Annotated in this window: 25 protein-coding genes; 17 read left to right on the top strand and 8 right to left on the bottom strand. The window is 72.6% G+C overall.

All coding sequences use genetic code 11. The annotated features are described in order from the left end of the window. The first annotated feature begins 35 nt into the window (after positions 1 to 35). Positions 36 to 896 carry a phosphatidylinositol-specific phospholipase C domain-containing protein gene (locus tag ACFY8W_RS12855; RefSeq protein ID WP_391103721.1) on the top strand — a complete coding sequence of 287 codons (861 nt, stop codon included), beginning with the start codon at positions 36 to 38 and terminating at the stop codon, positions 894 to 896. On the opposite strand, the gene ACFY8W_RS12850 is transcribed toward ACFY8W_RS12855, so the two are convergent. The 5 genes from ACFY8W_RS12850 to ACFY8W_RS12830 all read right to left on the bottom strand — a co-directional run bounded on the left by ACFY8W_RS12850 (position 861) and on the right by ACFY8W_RS12830 (position 6,365). Beyond that, entirely contained in the window at positions 861 to 2,288 is a 1,428-nt protein-coding gene (locus ACFY8W_RS12850; protein ID WP_391103719.1) for an ATP-binding protein, read from the bottom strand. The two genes, ACFY8W_RS12855 and ACFY8W_RS12850, sit on opposite strands and share 36 nt — an antisense overlap. Beyond that, on the bottom strand, positions 2,285 to 3,049 hold the full coding sequence (locus tag ACFY8W_RS12845) for a response regulator (protein ID WP_391103716.1): 765 nt from the start codon (positions 3,047 to 3,049) through the stop codon (positions 2,285 to 2,287). Before ACFY8W_RS12845 ends, ACFY8W_RS12850 begins: the two co-directional genes overlap by 4 nt. 20 nt (positions 3,050 to 3,069) lie before the next feature. Then, positions 3,070 to 4,146: a trypsin-like peptidase domain-containing protein gene (locus ACFY8W_RS12840; protein WP_391103714.1), complete on the bottom strand. Its 1,077-nt coding sequence runs from the start codon at positions 4,144 to 4,146 to the stop codon at positions 3,070 to 3,072. 244 nt (positions 4,147 to 4,390) lie between these two features. Beyond that, the gene (locus ACFY8W_RS12835) at positions 4,391 to 5,413 is read right to left on the bottom strand and encodes a substrate-binding domain-containing protein (RefSeq protein WP_391103712.1); all 1,023 of its coding nucleotides are present in this window, start codon (positions 5,411 to 5,413) and stop codon (positions 4,391 to 4,393) included. Positions 5,414 to 5,588: 175 nt separating this feature from the next. Continuing rightward, positions 5,589 to 6,365, bottom strand: coding sequence for a winged helix-turn-helix domain-containing protein (locus ACFY8W_RS12830; protein WP_391103710.1), 777 nt, complete (start codon positions 6,363 to 6,365; stop codon positions 5,589 to 5,591). A 236-nt stretch (positions 6,366 to 6,601) separates the two neighbouring features. Between ACFY8W_RS12830 and ACFY8W_RS12825 the strand changes: the two genes are divergently transcribed. The 7 genes from ACFY8W_RS12825 to ACFY8W_RS12795 all read left to right on the top strand — a co-directional run bounded on the left by ACFY8W_RS12825 (position 6,602) and on the right by ACFY8W_RS12795 (position 12,051). Further along, entirely contained in the window at positions 6,602 to 7,444 is an 843-nt protein-coding gene (locus ACFY8W_RS12825) for an alpha/beta fold hydrolase (RefSeq protein ID WP_391103708.1), read from the top strand. A gap of 45 nt (positions 7,445 to 7,489) precedes the next feature. Continuing rightward, the gene (locus tag ACFY8W_RS12820; protein WP_391103706.1) at positions 7,490 to 7,744 is read left to right on the top strand and encodes a MoaD/ThiS family protein; all 255 of its coding nucleotides are present in this window, start codon (positions 7,490 to 7,492) and stop codon (positions 7,742 to 7,744) included. Between the two features lie 10 nt (positions 7,745 to 7,754). Next, positions 7,755 to 8,993 (top strand): hypothetical protein, encoded by a 1,239-nt coding sequence (locus ACFY8W_RS12815; RefSeq protein ID WP_391103704.1) that lies wholly within the window; start codon positions 7,755 to 7,757, stop codon positions 8,991 to 8,993. Positions 8,994 to 9,130: 137 nt separating this feature from the next. Then, positions 9,131 to 9,823 carry an LmeA family phospholipid-binding protein gene (locus tag ACFY8W_RS12810; protein WP_391103702.1) on the top strand — a complete coding sequence of 231 codons (693 nt, stop codon included), beginning with the start codon at positions 9,131 to 9,133 and terminating at the stop codon, positions 9,821 to 9,823. A gap of 511 nt (positions 9,824 to 10,334) precedes the next feature. Further along, entirely contained in the window at positions 10,335 to 11,180 is an 846-nt protein-coding gene (locus tag ACFY8W_RS12805) for a rhodanese-like domain-containing protein (protein ID WP_391103699.1), read from the top strand. Positions 11,181 to 11,229: 49 nt separating this feature from the next. After that, entirely contained in the window at positions 11,230 to 11,517 is a 288-nt protein-coding gene (locus ACFY8W_RS12800; protein ID WP_391103697.1) for a DUF1416 domain-containing protein, read from the top strand. 273 nt (positions 11,518 to 11,790) lie between these two features. Further along, entirely contained in the window at positions 11,791 to 12,051 is a 261-nt protein-coding gene (locus ACFY8W_RS12795; protein WP_391103696.1) for a DUF3099 domain-containing protein, read from the top strand. 15 nt (positions 12,052 to 12,066) lie between these two features. Here ACFY8W_RS12795 and ACFY8W_RS12790 read toward each other — a convergent pair whose 3' ends face one another. After that, positions 12,067 to 13,104 (bottom strand): hypothetical protein, encoded by a 1,038-nt coding sequence (locus ACFY8W_RS12790; protein WP_391103694.1) that lies wholly within the window; start codon positions 13,102 to 13,104, stop codon positions 12,067 to 12,069. A 304-nt stretch (positions 13,105 to 13,408) separates the two neighbouring features. Continuing rightward, on the bottom strand, positions 13,409 to 13,771 hold the full coding sequence (locus ACFY8W_RS12785) for a DsrE family protein (RefSeq protein ID WP_391103693.1): 363 nt from the start codon (positions 13,769 to 13,771) through the stop codon (positions 13,409 to 13,411). A gap of 195 nt (positions 13,772 to 13,966) precedes the next feature. Between ACFY8W_RS12785 and ACFY8W_RS12780 the strand changes: the two genes are divergently transcribed. The 6 genes from ACFY8W_RS12780 to ACFY8W_RS12755 all read left to right on the top strand — a co-directional run bounded on the left by ACFY8W_RS12780 (position 13,967) and on the right by ACFY8W_RS12755 (position 18,971). Further along, complete coding sequence (locus ACFY8W_RS12780; RefSeq protein ID WP_391103692.1) at positions 13,967 to 14,734, top strand: hypothetical protein; 768 nt, start codon at positions 13,967 to 13,969, stop codon at positions 14,732 to 14,734. 17 nt (positions 14,735 to 14,751) lie between these two features. Beyond that, complete coding sequence (locus ACFY8W_RS12775) at positions 14,752 to 15,612, top strand: hypothetical protein (RefSeq protein ID WP_391103691.1); 861 nt, start codon at positions 14,752 to 14,754, stop codon at positions 15,610 to 15,612. Further along, on the top strand, positions 15,609 to 16,667 hold the full coding sequence (locus ACFY8W_RS12770; protein ID WP_391103689.1) for a hypothetical protein: 1,059 nt from the start codon (positions 15,609 to 15,611) through the stop codon (positions 16,665 to 16,667). Before ACFY8W_RS12775 ends, ACFY8W_RS12770 begins: the two co-directional genes overlap by 4 nt. A gap of 242 nt (positions 16,668 to 16,909) precedes the next feature. Next, entirely contained in the window at positions 16,910 to 17,482 is a 573-nt protein-coding gene (locus ACFY8W_RS12765) for a heme-binding beta-barrel domain-containing protein (protein ID WP_391103687.1), read from the top strand. 62 nt (positions 17,483 to 17,544) lie between these two features. Continuing rightward, entirely contained in the window at positions 17,545 to 17,982 is a 438-nt protein-coding gene (locus ACFY8W_RS12760) for a transcriptional repressor (protein WP_391103685.1), read from the top strand. A 23-nt stretch (positions 17,983 to 18,005) separates the two neighbouring features. Further along, on the top strand, positions 18,006 to 18,971 hold the full coding sequence (locus ACFY8W_RS12755) for a YgfZ/GcvT domain-containing protein (protein WP_391103683.1): 966 nt from the start codon (positions 18,006 to 18,008) through the stop codon (positions 18,969 to 18,971). A gap of 157 nt (positions 18,972 to 19,128) precedes the next feature. Here ACFY8W_RS12755 and dtd read toward each other — a convergent pair whose 3' ends face one another. Next, complete coding sequence (gene dtd / locus ACFY8W_RS12750) at positions 19,129 to 19,554, bottom strand: D-aminoacyl-tRNA deacylase (RefSeq protein WP_391103680.1); 426 nt, start codon at positions 19,552 to 19,554, stop codon at positions 19,129 to 19,131. A 139-nt stretch (positions 19,555 to 19,693) separates the two neighbouring features. Here dtd and ACFY8W_RS12745 point away from each other — a divergent pair, with 139 nt between their 5' ends. From ACFY8W_RS12745 to ACFY8W_RS12735, 3 genes are all read left to right on the top strand, one after another. Then, entirely contained in the window at positions 19,694 to 20,314 is a 621-nt protein-coding gene (locus tag ACFY8W_RS12745) for an ABC transporter substrate-binding protein (RefSeq protein WP_391103678.1), read from the top strand. Positions 20,315 to 20,502: 188 nt separating this feature from the next. Next, on the top strand, positions 20,503 to 21,756 hold the full coding sequence (locus ACFY8W_RS12740) for a GNAT family N-acetyltransferase (protein WP_391103675.1): 1,254 nt from the start codon (positions 20,503 to 20,505) through the stop codon (positions 21,754 to 21,756). 136 nt (positions 21,757 to 21,892) lie between these two features. Further along, positions 21,893 to 22,555: a TetR family transcriptional regulator gene (locus ACFY8W_RS12735; RefSeq protein ID WP_391103673.1), complete on the top strand. Its 663-nt coding sequence runs from the start codon at positions 21,893 to 21,895 to the stop codon at positions 22,553 to 22,555. Positions 22,556 to 22,560: the final 5 nt, after the last annotated feature.

Below are 22,560 nucleotides of genomic sequence, written 5' to 3'. Positions count from 1 at the left end.
GCAGGGGCACGTCAAGCAGTGCCATAGTGCGGGCCATGGACCGACGACGCTTTCTCGCGGGCGCCGCCGCAGCCGGTGCCGCCCTGCTCGTGGGCACCCCTTCCGCCCGGGCGGCCACCGCCCTCGGCACACAGGACTGGATGGCTGCCCACGGTGACCCCACCCCGCTCCAGAAGCTCACGATCCCCGGGACCCACGACTCCGGAGCCCGCTACGGCGGGCTGTGGACCGAGTGCCAGAACACGACCATCGCGCAGCAACTCGACAGCGGCATCCGGTTCCTGGACATCCGCTGCCGGGTCACCGGGGGATCCTTCGCGATCCACCACGGCGCCTTCTACCAGAACCTGATGTTCGGCGACGTCCTCGTCGCCTGCTGGAACTTCCTCGCCGCCCACCCCACCGAGACCGTCCTCATGCGGGTCAAGCAGGAGTACTCGAGCGACTCCGACGCCACCTTCCGCGCGATCTTCGACGACTACCTGGACAACCGCGGCTGGCGGCCCCTCTTCCGCATCGGCGACGGCGTCCCCACCCTCGGCGAGGCCCGCGGCAAGGTGGTGCTCCTCGCCGACAACGGCGGACTGCCCGGACTGCGCTGGGCCGACGGCGCCCACTTCGACGTGCAGGACGACTACCAGGCCGAGCCGTTCGCCAAGTGGCCCAAGATCCGCGACCAGTTCCGCGAGGCCGCCACCCGGCCCGGCCCGTTCTACGTCAACTTCGTCTCCACCGCGGCCGGACTCCCGCCCCGCTGGAACGCCGACCGGCTCAACCCGCAGGTGCACTCGCTGATCGACGGCGAGGGCGCCGGCTGGAGGGGCCTCGGCATCGTCCCCATGGACTACCCCAACACCCGCTCAGGGCTCGTGGAGTCCCTCATCCGCCACAACTGAGGGCGCCGGCGGCGGTGTCGGCGCGCCCGGCAGCCGCACCGTCGCCACCGTGCCGCCACCGCCGTCCGTCGGCGCGGCGAGCGCCACCGTGCCGCCCGCCTGCCGGACCGTACGGGCCACGATCGACAGGCCGAGCCCCGAACCAGGCAGGCTCCGCGCCGACGGCGATCGCCAGAAGCGGTCGAAGACGTGCGGCAGCTCGTCCGCCGGAATCCCCGGACCGTGGTCCCGCACCGTCAGCTCGCCGCGCATCAGCCGCACCTCGACCGTCCCGCGCGGCGGCGAGAACTTCACCGCGTTGTCCAGGACGTTCACCAGCGCCCGCTCCAGGGCCGCCGGCTCCGCCCGTACGTACCAGGGCGCGAGATCCGTCTCGAAGCGCAGCTCGGGACCGCGCAGCCGCGCCCGGTCGAGCGCCGAGCGCAGGACGGTGTGCAGCGGCACCACCTCCAGCGGGCCGGGGGCGGCGGCCTCCGGCCGGGACAGCTCCTGGAGGTCGCCGATCAGTGCCGCCAGCTCCGTCATCTGCGCCTTCACCGAGGCCATCAGGGCCCGCCGGTCCTCCGGCGGCAGCGCGCGGCCCGTCTCCTCGCTGCGCGCGAGCAGCTCGACGTTCGTACGGAGCGAGGTCAGCGGCGTCCGCAACTCGTGCCCCGCGTCCGCGATCAGCTGCGCCTGCCGGTCCCGGGAGGTCGCGAGCGCCGCGGTCATCGCGTTGAACGAACGCGAGAGCCGGGCGATCTCGTCCTCGCCCTCCACCGGGATCCGCACCGTCAGGTCCTCGGTCGCCGCCACGTGCTCGACCGCGCCCGTCAGCCGGTCCACCGGCGCCAGACCCGTCCGTGCCACCCACAGCCCGGCCGCGCCCGCGCCGACCACGCCGATGCCGGAGACCAGGAGCAGCACCCAGCCGAGCGTCGACATCGAGTTGTCGACCTCGGAGAGCGGCCGGGCCAGTGACACGGCCATTCCGGGACGGTTCGGGTCGGCGTACGTGTACACCCGCATCTCCCGGCCGTCCTCGTCCTTCGTCGTGTGCAGCGTGTCGTCGAGCAGCCCGTTGGCCACCGCGACGTCCGCGTTCTGCGCCGGGACCTTCGCCTTGCCGGACGTGCAGACCGTGCCGTCGACCAGGATCAGCTGCACCGTGTACGCGGCCAGCGGAGGCGCCTGACGGCCCGACCGGCAGCCGGTGAGCACCAGGTTCAGATAGCCGTTGTCCACCTTGCTGCTGCGCAGCGCCGAGTCCAGCTCGCTCTCCAGCTGCGCCCGCGTCACGAACCAGCAGGCCAGAGACACCGCCGCCACCGCGACCGCCACCGCGAGCGCGGTCAGCAGCGCGAGCCTGGAGCGCAGCGGCCGCGACCGGAACCACGCGAGGGGACTTCTCACTCCGGGCCCCCGGCCCCGCCGCGCAGCACGTAGCCGACGCCCCGCACCGTGTGCACCAGGCGCGGCTCGCCGCCCGCCTCCGTCTTGCGCCGCAGATACATCACGTACACGTCCAGCGAGTTCGAACTCGGCTCGAAGTCGAAGCCCCACACCGCCTTCAGGATCTGCTCGCGGGTGAGCACCTGCCGCGGGTGCGCCAGGAACATCTCCAGGAGCGTGAACTCGGTACGGGTCAGCTCCACCGGCCGCCCGGCCCGGGTCACCTCCCGCGTGGCCAGGTCCATCCGCAGGTCCTCGAAGGCGAGCACCTCGCCCGCCGGTCCCTCGGCGGACGCCGTCCGGGCCGCGTACGAGCTGCGCCGCAGCAGCGCCCGGATCCGCGCGAACAGCTCGTCCAGCTCGAAGGGCTTCACGAGGTAGTCGTCGGCGCCCGCGTCCAGGCCGGTGACCCGGTCGCCGACCGTGTCGCGGGCCGTCAGCATCAGGATCGGCACGGTCGAGCCGGCGGCCCGGATCCGGCGGGCGGCCGTGAGCCCGTCCATGCGGGGCATCTGGACGTCGAGGACGACGAGGTCGGGCGCGTACGAGTCCATCTTGGCGAGCGCGTCGAGCCCGTCCACGGCGTCCTCCGTCCCGTAACCCTCGAACGCGAGGCTGCGCCGGAGTGCCTCGCGGACGGCGGGCTCGTCGTCGACGATGAGGATGCGCTCGGCGCCTTCGGCCTCTGTGTGCCGGCCCTGCTGGCCCTGCTGTCCCGTCATGGCCTCAGCGTCCCATGCGTTCAGGCGGCACCGCCCGAGCGCAGGTCGTCCAGGTCGGCCTTGACCGTGTCGATCGGGATCGCGAATCCCAGACCGACGCTGCCGGCCGTGGAACCGCTCGAGGAACTGGGCGAATACATGGCCGAATTGATTCCGATGATCTCGCCGTTCATATTGATCAACGCGCCGCCGGAATTCCCGGGATTGAGCGAGGCGTCGGTCTGCAGCGCCTTGTACGTCGTCTTCGACGAGCCCGTGTCGCCGTTGAACTGCTGCCCGCCGAACTCGAAGGGCCAGCCCTGGCGCGGGTCGTACTGCTGCCCCTGGCCCTGGTCCCGGCCGCCGTCGTCCTTGGCCACGGTCACGTCCCGGTCGAGCGCCGAGACGATGCCGCTGGTGACGGTGCCGGTCAGGCCCTCGGGCGAGCCGATCGCGACGACCTCGTCGCCGACCCGCACCTTGGAGGAGTCGCCCAGCGTCGCCGCCTTCAGGCCGGAGGCGCCCTCCAGCTTGATCAGCGCCAGGTCCTTGTCGGGGTCGGTGCCGACGACCTCGGCGTCGTAGGTCTTGCCGTCCGAGGTCTGCACCTTGACCGAGGAGGCGCCGGAGACGACGTGGTTGTTGGTGACGATCTCGCCGTCGGAGGTGATGATCACGCCCGAGCCGGTCGACTTGCCGGAGGTGGAGCTCGCGGAGATCTCCACGATGGACGGGGAGACGGCCTGGGCGACACCGGCGACCGTGCCCTTGCTGCTCGCCGACACGTTCGTGCCGCTCACCGCGCCCGAGGCGGTGGCGGAGCCGTCGGCCGTCCACTGCTGGACGAGCGTCGCGGCCCCGCCGCCGACCGCCGCGGCGGCGATCGCCACGGCCGCCATGAGCCCGACGCCGCGCCGGGCCCGTCGACGCGGGTCGGGCGCGGCGTGCCCGGCCGGGGCCACCGGGGCCACCGGGGGCGGCACGTGCCCACCGTGCCCGTCGTGCCCGCCGGAGGGCCAGACGGTCGTACCCGGCTCGGTGGTGATCGGCTGCGTCGGCTCGTACGGCGGCCGGGGCGGGTAGTACGGCTGCGGCTGGGGCTGCTGGTAGTCCGTCATGGCTATGACTCTCGGAGCCGTACATGAGAACCGTCTGAGGACGACCTGAGAAGCCCGACAGAAGCGCGTATGCCCGATATAAAGACCCCCCGCACCTGCCGGACGCCCCGCCCTGCGGCGGCCGGTCAGGCGCGGGAGGCCAGGCCCCACGACAGAGCGGCCGCTGAGGGCGCCGTCCCGTGTGCCCACCCGCGGCGAGGGGCGAAAAGCCCCGTTGCGGGGCCGGAGGGCGTGGCGGCGCGGCTCAGCCGCAGCCGCAGGAGCGGCGCACGATCAGCGCCGACGGGAACTGCTTCACCCGCTCGCGCCGCGACCCGGCGACCCGCAGCGAGTCGTCGAGCACCAGGTCCACCGCCGCCCTCGCCATCGCCGGGCGGTCCGAGTAGACGGTGGTCAGCGGCGGGTCCGCGAGCGCCGCCTCCTTGACGTCGTCGAAGCCCGCCACCGCGAGCTCCGTCGGCACGTCGATCCGCAGCTCGCGGGCGGCCCGCAGCACACCGAAGGCCTGGTCGTCCGTCGAGCAGAAGATGGCCGGCGGCCGGTCCGGGCCCGAGAGCAGCTTCAGCGCCACCTGGTAGGCGTCGTAACGGTTGTACGGGGCCTGGAACAGCCGGCCCTCGATCGAGCGGCCCGCCTCCAGCATGGCCCGCCGCCAGCCCTCCTCGTGGTCGGCGACCGGGTCGCCGACGGCCGGGGTGTTCGGCACGCCGCCGAGGCACGCCACGTACGGGTGGCCGTGCTCCAGGAGGTGCCGGGTGGCGAGCTGGGCACCACCGATGTCGTCGGTGACGACGGCGACGTCGTCGAGGGCCTCGGGCCGCTCGTGCAGGAGCACGACCCGGGCGTCCCAGGCCTCGATCTCGCTCGCGGCCCGCTCGCTCATGCCCTGGCTGACCAGGATCAGGCCGGACACGCGCATGCCGAGGAAGGCCCGGAGATAGTGGATCTCGCGCTCGTCGCGGTAGTCGGAGTTGCCGACCAGGACCATCTTCCCGCGCTCGGCGGCGGCCTGTTCGACCGCGTGCGCCATCTCGCCGAAGAAGGGCTGCCGGGCATCCGGCACGATCATGCCTATGAGGTCGGTGCGCCGGGAGGCCATCGCCTGGGCCACCCGGTCGGGCCGGTAGCCCAGCTCCTTGATGGCGGCGAGGACACGCTCGCGCGTGGCCGGGGCGACCGGCCGGGGTCCGTTGTTGATCACGTAACTCACGACCGCGGTCGAAGTACCCGCCAGTCGCGCTACGTCATCCCGCGTCACCTTGGCCACGCGGCGAAGTCTACGCGGGGTGACCTTCCTACCGGCAGGTCGCGATGTGGCATACGCCACGTCAACCGTAGCCCAACGGAGTGAGTTCCGGCGTGGCGTCCTTGACGCGCGCCCCCGCCGGAACCCCTGTCCCACACCGGGGCGGGCCCTGCCGGGCCCCGCCCCCGCGGCTGTCTCAGGCCTCGGCGTGGGCTTCCGGCTTCGCGCCGGCCTCGTCGCGCGCCTCCTGCTTGGCGCGTGCCTCCTGCTTGGCACGCGCCTCCTCGGCCGCGCGCTCCACCTTCTCCGGGGTGACGAAGCGGTAGCCCACGTTGCGTACGGTGCCGATCAGCGACTCGTGCTCGGGGCCGAGCTTCGCCCGCAGCCTCCGTACGTGCACGTCGACCGTCCGGGTGCCGCCGAAGTAGTCGTAGCCCCACACCTCCTGGAGGAGCTGGGCGCGGGTGAAGACCCGGCCCGGGTGCTGGGCGAGGTACTTGAGCAGCTCGAACTCCTTGAAGGTCAGGTCCAGGACCCGGCCCTTCAGCTTGGCGCTGTACGTCGCCTCGTCCACCGACAGGTCGCCGTTGCGGATCTCCATGGGGGAGTCGTCGGCGCCGATCTGCTGGCGGCCGGTCGCCAGCCGCAGCCGCGCCTCCACCTCGGCCGGACCGGCGGTGTCGAGGAGCACGTCGTCGATGCCCCAGTCGGCGGTGACGGCCGCGAGACCGCCCTCCGTGACCACCAGGATCAGCGGACAGCCGGGGCCCGTGGAACGCAGCAGCTGGCACAGCGAACGCACCTGCGGCAGGTCGCGCCGGCCGTCCACGAGGATCACGTCGGCGCCCGGGGTGTCCACCAGCGCCGGCCCCTCTGCGGGTGCCACGCGCACGTTGTGCAGCAGCAGGCCGAGTGCGGGCAGCACCTCGGTCGACGGCTGGAGGGCATTGGTCAGGAGCAGCAGAGAGCTCATCGCACACCACCTGCCCGGTCGTGCGACGTGATCGTCGGTCGGTCGTGCTTCGTACGCTCGTCCATGACGTCGGTTCCTCCTCGGTCCCTGCGAGGACGTCTGTACTGCGGTCTCACGCTCACGTGCTGCTCTCGCGCCCTGAGAGCTTTTGTTCATCCATCCGTAACAACGGTCGGAAAACACAAAAGGACCCGGGGGCTGCGTTGCCCGGATCCTCTGGCAGCAGAATAGCCCACATGAGTTCCGAGGCAGAGGGTCGATTTCACATCGTGGATGTCTCTCAGATCACTTCCCGTCCTCTGCGGGACGTCGTGCGTACGTATCTGCGTACCGCTGACGGTGTCCGGATCGAGGCGGTTTACGAACCGTCCACGGCAAGTGTCACCGATACGGCGGTCGTGGTGGCGCACGGGTTCACCGGGTCGGTCGACCGGCCCGCGCTGCGTCGCGCCGCGCAGGCCTTCCGCCGGCACGCGAACGTCGTCACCTTCTCCTTCCGCGGCCACGGCGGCTCCGGCGGGCTCTCCACGGTCGGCGACCGCGAGGTCCTCGACCTGGCGGCGGCCGTCCGCTGGGCCCGTGAGCTCGGCCACGCGCGCGTGGCGACGGTCGGCTTCTCCATGGGCGGCTCGGTGGTCCTGCGGCACGCCGCCCTGGAACGGGACACGGGAGCGGGCGGCAGCGCGCACACCGACGCCGTCGCCGCCGTGAGCGCCCCCGCGCGCTGGTACTACCGGGGCACGCCCTCGATGCGCCGGGTCCACTGGGTCATCACCCGTCCCGCGGGCCGGCTGGTGGGCCGCTACGGCCTCGGCACCCGCATCGACCACAAGCCGTGGGACCCGGTGCCGCTGGCGCCGTACGAGGCGGTGCCGCTGATCGCGCCGACGCCGCTGCTCGTCGTGCACGGCGACCGCGACCCGTACTTCCCGGTCGACCACCCCCGGATGCTGCTGGCCGCCGCGGAGGCGGCCGGCGCACCGGCCGAACTGTGGCTCGAGCGCGGCATGGGCCATGCCGAGAACGCGGCCGGCGAGGAGCTGCTCGACCGGCTCGGGAACTGGCTGGCCCGGCCATAGCCCATCATGGTGGGCGGCGCGCACACGAACGAAGGGAGTGCCGCTATGGCAGCGGGAACCATCCGCTACTGGGCGGCGGCGAAGGCCGCCGCGGGAGTCGCCGAGGAGCCGTACGCGGCCGAGACCCTCGCGGAGGCGCTGGACGCGGTCCGCGACCGGCACCCCGGCGAGCTGACCCGGGTCCTCCAGCGCTGTTCGTTCCTCGTCGACGGCGACCCGGTCGGGACCCGCGCGCATGAGACCGTACGGCTGGCCGAGGGCGGCACGGTCGAGGTGCTCCCGCCGTTCGCAGGAGGGTGAACCGCACACCATGAGCAGTGATCAGCAGTATCCGTACGAGCCGCAGGGCAGCCCGCAGGGCGGTCAGCCGTACGACCCGAACGTCACCCAGACGTGGGAGGGGCAGACCTGGGACACCCAGTACCAGCCCACGGTCGCTCCCCAGGCCCCGTTCGCCCACCAGCCCCCGGCCGCTCCCCAGGCCGCGCCGCAGCAGGCGCCCGCCTCCTACGACACGGCGTACCTGCCGCAGCAGGGCTACGGGCAGGAGCCGACCGCCACGGGCGGCCACCCGCTGCCGCCGGAGGCCGCCTACGAGCCGTACGGCACGCAGGCGCCGTCGTACGAGACGTACGGGAGCCAGGCGTACGGAACCCAGGCCTCCTACGAGCCGTACGCGGAGCCCGCACAGGCGCCCGCTCCCACGCCCGCGCCTGTGGCCCCCGACCAGGCGGCGCCCGTGGCGGACGGCGGTCCCGCCTACTCCGCGCCCGTCACCTCCGGCAACACCCGGGTCACCGACGCCCAGCGGGCCCGGGCCGAGGGCCGGTCGCCGATCATCGAGCCCGGCATGCAGCCGGCCGCCCTGACGGCCGGTCTCGGCGTGCTGCTCGCGGCGGGCGCCGCCGTCGGCGAGTACGCGCTGCTCGTCCCCCTGCTGCTGCTCCAGGGCCTCACGGCCGCCGGCTGGTTCCGGCTCAACGGCATGTGGCCCGCCCGCCAGGGCATCGCCCTCGCCTTCCTCGGCGGGATCGTCGCCGACGCGGTGCTGCTCGTGACCGGCCGGGAGCACGCGCCCGCCGCCGTCATCGGCACGCTCGGCGTCTGGGTGCTGCTCACCCTCGTGCTCCAGCTGCGCAGCCACGCGGACCCGGACGAGCGGATGTACGGCCTGATGGCGACGGTCGCCTCCGCCGCCCTGGCCATCCTGGCCGCCGGGCACCTCGGCGCCGAGCCGGACGCGGTGGTCGCGGGCGCGGCCGCGGTCGCCGCCACCGTCCTCGCCCGTGCCCTGCCGCTGCCGGGCCCGGTCTCCGTGATCGTCGCGCTGCTCGCGGCGGCGGGCGGCGGCATCGCCGCCGGCGGGTTCACGGACCTGGGCGCGGCAGGGGCGCTGCTCGGCCTCGGCGCGGGGGTCTGCGCCCTGGTCGGCCTGCGGGTGGCCAGTTACGACTACCCGTCGCGGTTCGTCCACATGACGGCGGGCGTGGCACTGCCGCTGACGGCGGCCGTACCCGCGATCTACCTGCTGGGACGCGCACTGGTCTGACGTCCGCCCGGGCCCCGCACGGGCCCCGCACGGGCCCCGCACGAGAACCCACCGGTAACCGCCCGGGAACCGACCGGCCTCCTGACACGTCGATCTTCGTGTCAGGGGGCCGGACTCGTGATCAGGGGATGTGGACCATGCGGGCACTGCGGACGGTGCTGATCCTTGCCGTGGTGCTCGGCGGACTCCTCGTCGGCGCGGACCGGCTCGCCGCCTCGTACGTGGAGTCGGAGGCCGCCGGCGGGGTGCGGATCGGGACGGCACGGGCCGAGTCCACGGACGTCGACATCAAGGGCTTCCCGTTCCTCACGCAGGTCGTCGACAAGCGCTTCGACGAGGTCGAGGTGCGGCTGACCGGTGTCCGGGCGACGGCCGGCGGCCACCCGGTGCGCATCGGCGAGCTGACCGCCACGCTGCATGACGTGACGCTGGACGCGGACTACGGGATCGACCGCGCGGGCTCGGCGAACGGCACGGCGCGCATCGCGTACCCGGACCTGGCCGCCGCGTCGGGCCGGGACGCCCAGGTCGCGTACGGCGGCGACGGCAAGCTGAAGGTGACCGGCGGGGTGCGGATCCTGGGCCGGACGCTCACGCGCAGCGTGCTGTCGACGGTGACGCTGGTGAACGGCGACACCATCCGGGTGCGGGCGGACGAGGTGCCCGGCGAGGGCATCCCGGGCCTGGAGGACATGGTCCGGGCCCGCACCGACTTCGACCGGCGCATCGAGGGCCTGCCGAAGGGCATGCGGCTGACGAAGGTCGAGGCGCGGGAGGACGGCCTCGTGGTGACGGTCGCGGGCGAGAACGTCACCCTGAAGGCGGGCTGAGCGCCGACGGTCCCGCCGTACCGGACCCTGCGGAGGATTCCGCAGGGGATGCGCAGCGCAGGGGCGTGCAGAGGGTCCGAGCGCTTTCGGACACCCGCCTGATCACATGCTGAGACACCTGAGTCCGATCCGCAGAAACGATGAAGGTCCGGCGCGACGGCGGGCCTCCCGGGCCAGGCCGAACCCTCTTCCCATCCCGCATCTCGGACGATCGCGTCTCAAAATACGACACACCGGTGACACGGCTGCCTGTCCGTCCCTACGATCGTGGGCATGAAGCGACAGGCGGAACTCACGAAGCGGCGGGCAGTAGACCTGTGCCGCATCGCCGCCATGCTCTGTCGCTCCGTCTGAGCGGGACGTACAGCTCCCGTATTCCTCAGGCCCTACGACGTGATGTCGGGGCCACCCTGCGCAGCCGTACGCCGTCGTCGCCGCACGTCGCCGAGGCGTACCCGCACCACCCCGCACACGCACGAACCGCCGCACACTGCCCCGGAGGAGAAACAGCATGGCTCGCAGCGACGTACTGGTCGATGCCGACTGGGTCGAGGCCAACCTCGACAACCCGCAGGTCGCCATCGTCGAGGTGGACGAGGACACCTCGGCCTACGACAAGAACCACATCAAGAACGCCATCCGTATCGACTGGACCAAGGACCTCCAGGACCCGGTCCGCCGTGACTTCATCGACCAGGAGGGCTTCGAGAAGCTCCTCTCGGCGAAGGGCATCGCGAACGACACGACGGTCGTCCTCTACGGCGGCAACAACAACTGGTTCGCGTCGTACGCCTACTGGTACTTCAAGCTCTACGGCCACCAGGACGTCAAGCTCCTCGACGGCGGCCGCAAGAAGTGGGAGCTCGACTCCCGCGACCTGGTCGACGGCGCCGAGGTCCCGAACCGCCCGGCCACCGAGTACAAGGCCAAGGCCCAGGACACCTCCATCCGCGCCTTCCGCGACGACGTCGTGGCCGCGATCGGCACCCAGAACCTCGTCGACGTCCGCTCGCCCGACGAGTTCTCCGGCAAGCTCCTCGCGCCGGCGCACCTCCCGCAGGAGCAGTCCCAGCGCCCGGGCCACGTGCCGAGCGCCCGCAACATCCCGTGGTCGAAGAACGCCAACGACGACGGCACCTTCAAGTCGGACGAGGAGCTGAAGGCCCTCTACGCCGAGGAGAACGTCGACCTGGCGAAGGACTCCATCGCCTACTGCCGCATCGGCGAGCGCTCCGCGCTCACCTGGTTCGTCCTGCACGAGCTGCTCGGTGTCGAGAACGTCAAGAACTACGACGGCTCGTGGACCGAGTACGGCTCCCTCGTCGGCGTGCCGATCGAGCTCGGCGCCAACAAGTAATTCCCCCGGACCTCCTTCTCCGGACCCCTCGACCGTAAGGATTCCCAGCATGTGTGGAGCACAGCCCGGCGGCCCCGACGCCTCGACGATCAAGCCCGGTGAGACCACGATCCAGGGCTACGTGACCAAGGACGGCGAGCCCGTGACCGGTTACGTCCGCCTCCTGGACTCGACCGGCGAGTTCACGGCCGAGGTCCCGACCTCCGCCACCGGCCAGTTCCGCTTCTACGCGGCCGAGGGCACCTGGACCGTGCGCGCCCTGGTCCCCGGCGCCACCGCCGACCGCCAGGTCGTGGCCCAGAAGGGCGGCCTGGCCGAGGTCGCCATCGCGGTCTGATTTCCCGACGCGCCCCTCGCGCCACCCGGCGCAGGGGCGCCTCGCGGGCTTCGCGCCGCGCGCCACCCGGCGCAGGGGCGCCTCGCGGGCTTCGCGCCGCCGCGCCGACGTCACACCAGCCGCACCGCGGCGGGTGTCCGACGGTGCCGGCGGCCGGAGCCTCATGTACCGGCCGAAGGGCCGTGCCTCCTGGGGGGTTGGACGCCATCACCAGGACTCGGGGCACGGCCCTTCGGTCTGTCCGCGCACGGGCGGCGGTCGTACGCTGAAGGTGTGTACGCACGGCGACGGCGCGTCTACTTCTGGATGATGGGCGTCTGCCTGGTGCTTTTCGTGGGCGCCTGGGCCGTCGTGCGCCTGTGGTCGGTGCCGGCCGCCATCGCCATGTGCCTGGTCGCCATGGTCATTCCGCCCGTCGCCGCGATGATCGCGAACCGGCGGGGTCCGGACGACCGCTGGTGGGACGACCCGAGCGGGGACAGGCAGTCCGACGAGTGGTGGGACGAGCTGGACGGCAAGAAGCGCGACCGGTGACCGTGGGCGGCGGTCTCAGGGCGCGTTCACGCCGAGGTTCTGCGTGGTGGTGTTCACGGCGCCCGGGCTGTTGACGTTGTTGTTGATGGTGATGTTGTTGAACATCGGGAGGATGCCGCTGAGGTCGATGGGCAAGATCGACCCGCCTCCCCCGTTGTTCCCGCCGCCCTGCTCGTAGGTGATGGTCACCATGGCCGGGCCGGTGGCGAGCCTGGACGTACCGCCCGCCGGGACGCGGTTCGACCCGCCACCCCCGCCACCCGTCCCGAGGCCGTCGCTGGTGACCCCGTTGCAGCTGCCGCCACCGCCTCCGCCGAACCAGCCGGCTCCGCCGCCTCCGCCCTCGTAACCGACGCTTCCTCCGTCACCGCCGACACCGGCACCGCCCGGAGCGCCGGGTGCGCCCCCTTCGGGCGCGGGGCATCCGGGGCCGCCCGCGCCGCCGTCCGTCTGCGTTCCGCCTCCGCCGCCTCCGCCGCCGGTGGGCCTGCTCCCGCCCGCCTGGCCGGTGTCTCCGGCGTCTCCTCCGAAGGCCTCGGTGAGGACGATGGGGGCGATCGGACTGATGCTTCCGCCACCTCCTCCACCGCCCGCGACGATCAGACGCGGGTCGGTGGCGGGGTCGCCGGTGAGGACACAGCTGGGGATGGTGGAGTCGCAGGTGCGCACGTCGCTGGCCCCACCGCCGTCGCCCGCTCCGCCGTCACCACCGCCCGTGGCGACGTTGACGTAGAGGGTGGTGGTACCCGACGGCACGATGCCGGTGACGGTGGCGCCGTCGCCGCCCGTGCCCCCGTTGACCCCGTTCTGCCCCGCGGCGCCGGTGGCGGTGACGGTCAGCCGGGTGACGCCGGCCGGCACGGTGAAGGGCTGGTTGGCGCCGGGGTTGAACGTGACGGTCACGGGCGCCGCCTGGGCGGGCGTGGCCAGCGGCCCCACCAGCGCCGCCGGCAGCGCCGCCGCGGCGAGCGCGAGTGCGCTGCGGCGGACCGGATGCCGCCGCGGTTCGGCGTGACGTCGTGGGGATGCCGCAAGTTGCTGGGTCAGTCTCACGCTCGGGACTCCTCGACCGGGGATGCCGACTGGGGTGGACGTTCCGGGCCCCGACCGGAGCCGCCCGACGATCAAGCCACAACGGAACGGCGCCGGGCATGCGGACACTCCGCCGCGTCACACTCCGGTGAATAGTCCTCAAGCCGGAGGAAACGGGCGCGTGATGACGTCGGCTCGCCGTCGGACGGCCGGCGAGGTCGCCCGGGAAAACGTCCTGGTCGGCTGGAGTCCCGACCGGCTGGAGTCCCGACCTGCTGGGGTCCCGACCTGCTGGGGTCCCGACCGGCTGGAGCCGACCGGGAGATCAGTACACCAGCGCCTGGGTGTCGTCCGACATCGCCTCCTGGACGAAGACCTGGGCGCCCGCGATGCGGATGCCCTTCAGGACGTCGTCCTCCGTGATCTCGCGGCGGGCGGCGCACTGCGTGCACAGCGTGACGCGGCCGGCTGCGAGGATCGAGTCGATCAGGTCGGGGAGCGGGGCGGCGTGGGGGAGGTCGAACTCGGCCGCGCGGCCCGGCAGGGCGAACCAAGAGGACTCGCCGGTCAGCCAGAGGGAGACGTCGACGCCGCTCGCGACGGCGACGGCGGCCACGGTGAAGGCCTGGGAGCAGCGTTCGGGGGCGTCGGCCCCTGCGGTCACCTTGATCACGAGCTTCTTCGCCATATACCGAACTGTAATGCGGTCCACCGCAACCTCATGCACCACTCGCGTGTCAGCTAGGCGCGCGGGTAACGGAACCCGCGCTTCTAGTCTCGTGGGGGGACTGTCTTGGAAGCCACGGAAGCGGTGGAAACCGCTCGTAACACCCCGGAGGCGGAGCCCGTATCCATACCCGGGCCCGCTCCGGAACCCGCACCGGTGCCGGTTACCGGCCCCGCGCCCGTGCCGGTCTCCGACCCCGCCGCGCCGCAGGCGCGCCGCCGGGGCGGACGTACGCTCGCGCTGCTCGCCGTCGCCGCGGTGCTCGGCACCGTCGGCGGCACCGCCGTCGGTTACGGCATCCAGGCCGACCGCGAGCCCACGCCGCTCCCGGCCCTCAACCAGCCCGGCCTCGCCTATCCGGCCGAGCCTGCGCCGAAGGGCCAGGCGCCCGCCGCGCTCTCCGCGGCCGAGGACCGGGGCCTGAAGACCGACGGCGACCTGCGCAAGCTGCTGCTGCCCAAGCCCGCCGGGGCGAAGGACGTCGACTACGTCCCCGAGGACCACTGGTCGAGCGTCGCCTCGTACGCCGGTGAGTTCGGGTCCCCGTCGTTCGTGTTCGAGGAGCTGCTCGGCGACGGCGTGCGCCGGGTCGCCACCACCGGCTGGCGGATCGGCGAGTTCAAGATGGTCCAGATCAACCTGGTGCAGTTCCGGGCCGAGTACGGGCACGTCGCCGCCGAACGCGCCACGGAGCACCGCGGGTTCCAGACCGAGGACGCCGGCTACGGCACGCCGATCAAGGGCAGCGCCGAGGGTCGCACCTACCTCTTGCCGGTGAACCGCGAGGAGGGCTTCGACATCTACGAGGCCCGCGCGGTCTTCCACCGTGGCGACGTCATGGTCGAGATCTTCCTGAGCGACACCAAGAAGATCAGCCAGAAGGAGATCTCCTCGCTGGCCGAGCAGCAGCTGGGGCGTCTGTGAGCGAGGAGAACACCACCGTGAACGTTCCCGTCGACGGCCCGGCCACCGCGCCGGAAAGCGCGCCCGACGCCGCCGCGCCGGCCGCCGCGCCGGAAAGTGCGCCCAACGCCGACGCCGCCGCGCCGCGCAAGCCGCGCCGGGTCTTCCCGTACGTCCTCACCGGCGTCCTCGTGCTCGGCGTCGGCGCCGGCGCGACCTTCACCGGCGTCACCGTCTCGTCGGCCGACCGCACCGCGCCCACCGTCGCCTGGGAGGAGCCGCCCGCCACGGGCAAGGACCCCGCCGCGACCAACCTCGGCAAGGGCCGGGCCTCGACCCCGCTGAGCAAGCTGCTGCTGCCGGTGCCCGACGGCTACGGCCTCGGGCCCGACATCGAGCAGTACGGCAACGACGGCGAGGTCAGCGCGCGCGACGCCCGCGCCCTGCTCAAGCAGGCGGGCAAGGGCCTGACCGGCAAGAAGCGCCGCGACTTCGACAAGCGCGTCGACAAACTCGGCATCCAGGGCATCGCCATGCGCTCCTACGAGACGGACGACTCCACCCTCGTCGTCGACATCCAGGTGGTGCACCTCAAGAACAAGCGGTACGGCGCCGAGATGCACGAGCTGCGCTCCGAGGTCGCCGGCATCCTGAAGTTCCCCAAGGGACCGAAGATCGACGGCCACAAGAACGCCGCCTGCTGGGTGATGCCGCAGCCGAAGGGCGGCGACAAGGAGGAGCGGGAGAACAGCCTCGACGGCATGGTCTGCTCCGCGCACGACTCCGAGTACTCCGTCACCGTCACCGCCTCCGGCACCCGGCCCTTCGACAGGTCCGCCGTCGCCGAGCTGGTGAAGAAGCAGCTCGACCACATCAAGTCCCCGGGGGAGTACGTATGACCGCGACCGAGCCGACGGACGGCACGACGACCGAAACGACGGCCGGCGCCACGCCCGAGGCGGGGCATGACGTGACGGCCGTGGCGGCGCCTGAGGCGGCCCCCGAGGTGACGACCGAGGCAGTGCCTGAGGCGGCCCCCGAGACAAGCCCCGAAGCGACGGCCGAGGTGACGGCCGAGACGCTCCCTGACGCGACGGCCGAGGCGACGGCCGAGACGCCCCCCGAGGCGACGGCCGAGACGGCTCCCGACGTGGTGGCGCCCGCGGCGGCTGCCGCCGTTCCGGTGCAGGCCGGGCCCGCCCGTTCCCGCCGCGTCCTCGGGGCCGTCGCCCGCTGGGCCGCCGCCGTGGTCGTCTGCGGTGGGCTCGGGGCCGGGACCGCCGCCGCGATCACCTCGATGGAGCGCACCGACGTGCCCGGTCTCGCGACCGAGAGCGACGGCCGCTGGGCGTACCCGAAGCTGAGCCTGCCGCCGCTGCCCGAAGGGTCCCCGCGGCCCTTCACCGACGGCAACGAGGGCGAGATCCACCACGCCGAGCTGCACAAGCTGCTGCTGCCCGCGCCCGCCGGTGCGACCGTGGACCCCAAGCTCGACGGCGGCTGGGTGGGCGTGGACCAGTACCTCTCCCTCTACGCCGAGGACCAGCGCGACGACCTGAAGCAGGCCCTGGACGACTCGGCGCTGCGGCACGTCACCGCCCGCGCCTGGACCATGCCGGACGGCACCAAGAGCGCCGTCTACCTGCTGCGCTTCAAGTCGGTCTCCTTCTCGGAGACGTTCAAGGACGAGGCCGTGGACGCCGGCTCCGCCGACACGGTGCTCCTGGACGGCGTGCAGTACGTCGAGACCGACGCGCTCGGCGACGACGTACGGGTGACGGACACGGCGCTGTACGCGGTGTCCGAGAAGAAGCCCTACGGCCCCGAGCAGACCCGCTGGGCCTACATCCAGGCGGGCGACACACTCGCCCTCGTCGTCCAGTCCCGCAAGGGGGAGGCCGCGGCCGTGCCCTTCCAGCAGACGGTGACCCTGCAGAACCAGCTGCTCGGCTGAGGCCCACCTCACCGAGAGGGCCCGGCCCCCGCCCACTAAGCTGGGGGCCGGCCCGTCCGCCTTCACCGCTCACCGAGGAGCACCAAGTGATCGTCTTTTTCGAAGTCCTGCTCGCGCTGGTCTGCGTCGCGGTGCTCGCCTTCGCCGGTCTCACCGTGAAGAAGCTGTACCAGGGCCAGCGCTGACCGCCTCCCCAGAACGCCCCACACAGATCGCCTCCACACAGATCGCCTGAGTTGCCCATGATCCAGATTCCGTCCGATCTCAACCCGGGGCTCGTCCCCCTCGCGTTCCTGCTCGGTACGTGGGAGGGCGCGGGCGTCTCCGACTTCCCCGGCGCCGAGAAGTGCAACTTCGGCCAGTCCGTGACCTTCAGCCACGACGGCCGGGACTTCCTCGAGTACCACTCGCACTCCTGGGTCCTCGACGCCGAGGGCAACAAGGTGCGCCCGCTGGAGAGCGAGAGCGGCTACTGGCGGATCGACAAGGACCGCAAGGTCGAGATCGTCATGGTCCGCGACCAGGGCGTGGTCGAGGTCTGGTACGGCGAGCTCGCCGACCAGAAGCCGCAGATCGACATCGTGACGGACGCCGTCGCCCGCACCGAGGCCTCCGGCCCGTACAGCGGTGGCAAGCGCCTCTACGGCTACGTCAAGAGCGACCTGATGTGGGTCGGCGAGAAGGCGACCCCCGAGGTCCCGCTGCGCCCCTACATGTCGGCGCACCTCAAGAAGGTCGTCACCCCGGAGGAGGTCGCCGAGATGGCGCGCAACCTCCCGGACATGCCCGACGACGGCATCGCCTTCTTCAAGTAGGACGCTTCCGTTCCCACGGCACGCTCCTGGTGCTTCCGCCGCGCCCTCCTACACTGGGGGGCGTGGTGAGCACCGACTGGAAGAGCGATCTGAGGCAGCGCGGTTACCGGCTGACGCCTCAGCGCCAGCTTGTCCTCGAGGCGGTGGACGCGCTGGAGCACGCCACCCCGGACGACATCCTCGTCGAGGTCCGCAAGACCGCCTCCGGCGTGAACATCTCCACCGTCTACCGGACCCTGGAGCTCCTGGAGGAGCTCGGTCTGGTCAGCCACGCCCATCTGGGGCACGGGGCGCCGACCTATCACCTCGCCGACCGGCACCACCACCTGCACCTGGTCTGCCGGGACTGCTCCGAGGTCATCGAGGCGGACGTGGAGGTGGCCGCCGACTTCACCGGGAAGCTCCGCGACACCTTCGGCTTCGAGACCGACATGAAGCACTTCGCCATCTTCGGCCGGTGCCGGGACTGCGCGCGGAAGCACGCCGCCGCCGAGTCGTAGTCGCCGAGTCGTACGCTTTTCCCATGAAGAGCCCTCTGCTGTCCCTGCCCGGCGCCGTCCCCGCCGAAGGCCGTGACGAAGGCGTCGCCGCGCACTACGGCGATCTGTTCCGCGAGCAGCGGACCCTCGCCGACGGCACCGGTTTCGTCGACCTCTCGCACCGCGGTGTCGTCACCGTCACCGGCGACGACCGGCTGAGCTGGCTGCACCTGCTGCTCACCCAGCACGTCAGCGACCTTCCGGCCGGCCTGGCCACGGAGGCGCTGATCCTCTCCGCGAACGGGCACATCGAGCACGCGCTGTACCTCGTCGACGACGGCGAGACGGTCTGGGCCCACGTCGAGCCGGGCACGCAGGCCGATCTCGTCGCGTACCTCGAGTCGATGAAGTTCTTCTACCGGGTCGAGGTCGCCGACCGTACGGAGGAGTTCGCGGTCGTCCACCTGCCGGCCGGGTCCATCGCCGAGGTGCCCGAGGGCGTGGTCGTACGGGAGACCCCGTACGGCCGCGATCTGTTCCTGCCGCGCGCCGACCTGGAGCCGTTCGCCTCCTCCCACGGGCCGGCGGCCGGCGTCCTCGCGTACGAGGCGCTGCGCGTCGAGGCGCACCGGCCGCGGCTCGGTTTCGAGACCGACCACCGGACCATCCCGCACGAGATCGGCCTGATCGGCAGCGCCGTCCACCTCCAGAAGGGCTGCTACCGCGGCCAGGAGACGGTCGCCCGCGTGCAGAACCTGGGCAAACCGCCGCGCCGGCTCGTCTTCCTGCACCTGGACGGCAGCGAGGTGCACCTGCCGGGTCCGGGGACGCCGGTACGGCTGGCCGCGGACGGCGAGGAGGGCCGGCAGCTGGGCTTCGTCACGAGTTCGGCGCGTCACCACGAGCTGGGCCCGATCGCGCTGGCCCTGGTGAAGCGGAACGTGCCGGTGGACGCGGACCTGATCGCGGGGACGACGGCCGCGGCGCAGGAGATCGTCGTCGAGCCGTAGGGCGTCGGGCCGTCGAGCCGTGGCCCAGTGGAGCCGTGGCCCCGTCGAGCAGTAGCCCCCGTCGAGTCGTAGGGCGTCGAGCCGTACGACCGTCGGGCTCGGCCCTCGATCCCGGCTCCACCTCGACGCCTCGGGCTCAGGCCTCGATCAGGCGGGCTCAGACCTCGATCAGGACCGTGAACGGGCCGTGATTCGTGAGCGAGACGCGCATGTCCGCTCCGAACCGGCCCGTCTCCACGTGCGCGCCCAGCTGCCGCAGCTGCGCCACGACCTCGTCGACGAGCGGTTCGGCGACCGGGCCGGGGGCGGCCGCGTTCCAGGTGGGGCGGCGGCCCTTGCGGGCGTCTCCGTAGAGGGTGAACTGGGAGATGACGAGCAGCGGCGCGTTCACGTCGGAGCAGGACTTCTCGGCCTCCAGCACCCGGACGGACCAGAGCTTTCTGGCCAATTGCGCGGCCTTCTCGGGAGTGTCGTCGTGGGTCACCCCGACCAGGACGCACAGCCCCTCGCCGACGATCTCTCCGACGGTCTCCCCTGCCACGACGACGCTCGCGCCGTCCACCCGCTGCACCACTGCTCGCATACCGACCAACCTACCGATCGTCCCACCGGCTGACGTAGCGAGGGCCGAACGGGTGCAGACCGCCTGCGTGCGCCGGGGCGGGAGTGGCACCATGCGTGGGAGGCGGTGCGGTTCCGCACCGGTCGAGGGGACGATTCACATGAGTGCACCTGGCACCGGGCACACGCCGTCCGGTCCCGTACCGCTGACCCGCGCCGGCGGCGCAGCTGCCGGACGTGCGGTCGGGCGCCCGCCCGTGCAGCGGACCGCCGAGCCCGACCTGCCGGACCGGCCCGAGCCGGACCTCGCCGCGTTGCGGCTGCCCGAGCTGAGGGCGCTGCGCCGTGACGCGCAGGGCGACGAGGCCGACCTCAGTTACGTGCGGCGGATGCTGCAGGGCCGCATCGACATCCTGCGGGCGGAGCTGGCGCGGCGTACCGACCCGGAGGCGCCGGTGGTGGACCGGCTGTCGGAGATCCTCGCTGACACGCCGTCCCGGCCCGGGGCGGTGGCGCGTTCGGCGCGGCACGTGACGCTGTCCACGCCGCGCGGCGAGGAGTACCGGCGGCTCGCGGCCGAGATGCTCTCGGAGGTCGAGCTGTCGGACCTGACGGCCCGTACGGACGAGGAGCTGCACGCGGCGATGGGCCGGCTCGCGGGCTACGAGCAGCAGGTCTCGCGCAGCCGGCAGCAGCTGCAGCGGACCGCGGACGACTGCAGCGCGGAGATCGCCCGCCGCTACCGCGAGGGCGAGGCACAGGTCGACGACCTGCTGGCGTGAGGCCGGGGGCGCCACCTGCCCGGCGCGAGGGCCGGCCGCGACCTGCCGGCCTGACACGCGGGCCGCGACCTGCCGGCGGAGGGCCGGGCCGCGGACGGTCGGCGTAGGCCGGCCGTGACCTGCGGCGTGAGGCCGGGGGCCCGGAAAGTCGGGTGCGGGTCCCGCGGCCTCGCGCATAGCCTCGAAGGATGAGCCTTGAGGTGCGCACGATCGACGAGTCGGAGTTCCCCGAATGGCTGCGGACCAGGCGGGTGGGCTTCCTCCGGCCTCCGGGGGCGGTGGCCGACGAGGAGGTCGCGGACAGGCTGCCGCACACCGATCTCTCGCGTACCTACGGCGCCTTCGAGCGCGGCCGGATGGTCGCCACCTTCCAGTCGTACGGCCAGCGGCTGAGCACGGTCGGCGGCGCGGATCTGGCCGCCGACGCGGTCACCGGCGTCACGGTCGCCCCGACGCACCGCCGACGCGGCCTGCTCAGCCGGATGATGGCCGACGACCTGGCGCTCGCGAAGGAGCGCGGCGACGCGTGCGCGACGCTGATCGCCGCCGAGTACCCCATCTACGGGCGGTTCGGCTTCGGCGCGGCCAGCTGGGTGACCGAGTGGGCGGTCGACGTGACCCGCTCCGGGTTCGACCGCCGCTGGTCCGGACCGACGGCCGAGGAGGGCGGCGGGCGGATCGACTTCTCCGACGGCGCCGAGATCCGCAAGGAGGGCCCGGCGCTGCACCGCGCGCTCGCCGCGCAGCGGGCCGGGATCACCGACCGTACGTCCCGGGGTTGGGACGTCGGCACGGGCAACGCCTACCACTCCGATCCGTGGACCGAGCCGTTCTACGCCGTCTACCGCTCCGGGTCCGGCGAGGTCGAGGGCTACGTCGCGTACACGGCGGACGACCGGTGGAACGACAACAAGCAGCCGGTGAACACGGCGAGCGTGCGCGACCTGATCGCCGTCACCCCGGCCGCCGAGCGCGCGCTGTGGCGTTTCGTGTGCTCGGTCGACTGGATCACCCGTGTGAGGACCGGCTACCGCGCGCCCGACGACATCCTGCCGCTGCTGCTGCCCGACCCGCGCGCCGCGCAGGTCCTGACGCACGCGGACATGCTCTGGATGCGGGTCCTGGACGTGCCGCAGGTACTGGAGCCGCGGACGTACGCGACGGAGGGCAGCCTGGTCCTGGACGTGAAGGACGCGGCCGGGTTCGCGGGCGGGCGCTTCCGGCTCGACGCCTCGCCGGAGGGCGGCGCCTGCGCGCCGACGGACGCCTCGCCGGACCTCGTCCTCGACGTGGCCGACCTGGCGACGCTGGCGCTCGGAGACGAGTCGGCCGTACGGCTCGCCGCACTCGGCCGGATCGAGGAGACCGCCGCCGGGGCGGCGGCCAGGGCGGACCTGCTGCTGCGGGCGCCGCGGCGACCGTGGAGCATGGACATCTTCTGACCGAAAGCGTGTGGGGCACGCGGAGCATGTGGGGCACGCGGAGCATGTGGGGCACGCGGATCATGAGGGGCACGCGGAGCATGTGGAGTACGCGGAGCATGTGGAGCATGCGGGGCTTGTGGAGGGTGTGGGTTTCTTGAGCGGGCTGCGGGAGCTGAAGAAGGAGCGGACGCGGCAGACGCTTTCGGAGGTGGCCATCGGGCTCTTTCTGGAGAAGGGCTTCGACGCGGTGTCGGTCGCGGAGATCGCCGCGGCGGCGGAGGTGTCGAAGCCGACGCTGTTCCGCTACTTCCCCGCCAAGGAGGACCTGGCGCTGCACCGGTTCGCCGACCACGAGGACGAGCCGGCCCGGGTGGTCGCCGCCGCGCGGGAGGCCGGCGTCGCGCCGCTCGACGCCCTGCGCGACCACGTGCTCGCGGGCCTGGCCCGGCGCGACCCCGTGACGGGCCTCAACGACGCGCCGGGCGTGCTCGCCTTCCTGCGCCTCCTGTACGGCACGCCTGCGCTGGTCGCCCGCATGTCGGAGTACCAGGGCCGTTCGGAGGAGGCGCTGGCGGAAGCGCTGGTCGGGGTCGGCGGTAGCGGCGGGGGTGAGGGGAGCGGCCCGTTGGCGGCGCGGCTCGCCGCGGCGCAGATCGTGGCGGTGCTGCGGGTCCTCGCGCACGACAACGTACGGCGGATCACGGCGGGCGAGAAGGTCGAGGAACTGCTGCCGGAGGCGGAGGCGGCGACGCGCGAAGCCTTCCGGCGGCTGGCGGAGGGCCTGCCGTACGGCGGCGGCAGCGATGCGAGGGTGTGACCTCG

Origin of the sequence: Streptomyces sp. NPDC012637 (assembly GCF_042954805.1) — a bacterium.
GTDB lineage: Bacteria > Actinomycetota > Actinomycetes > Streptomycetales > Streptomycetaceae > Streptomyces.
Note: the sequence above shows the minus strand (reverse complement) of the source record. Positions and strands in the feature narration are given on the sequence as shown.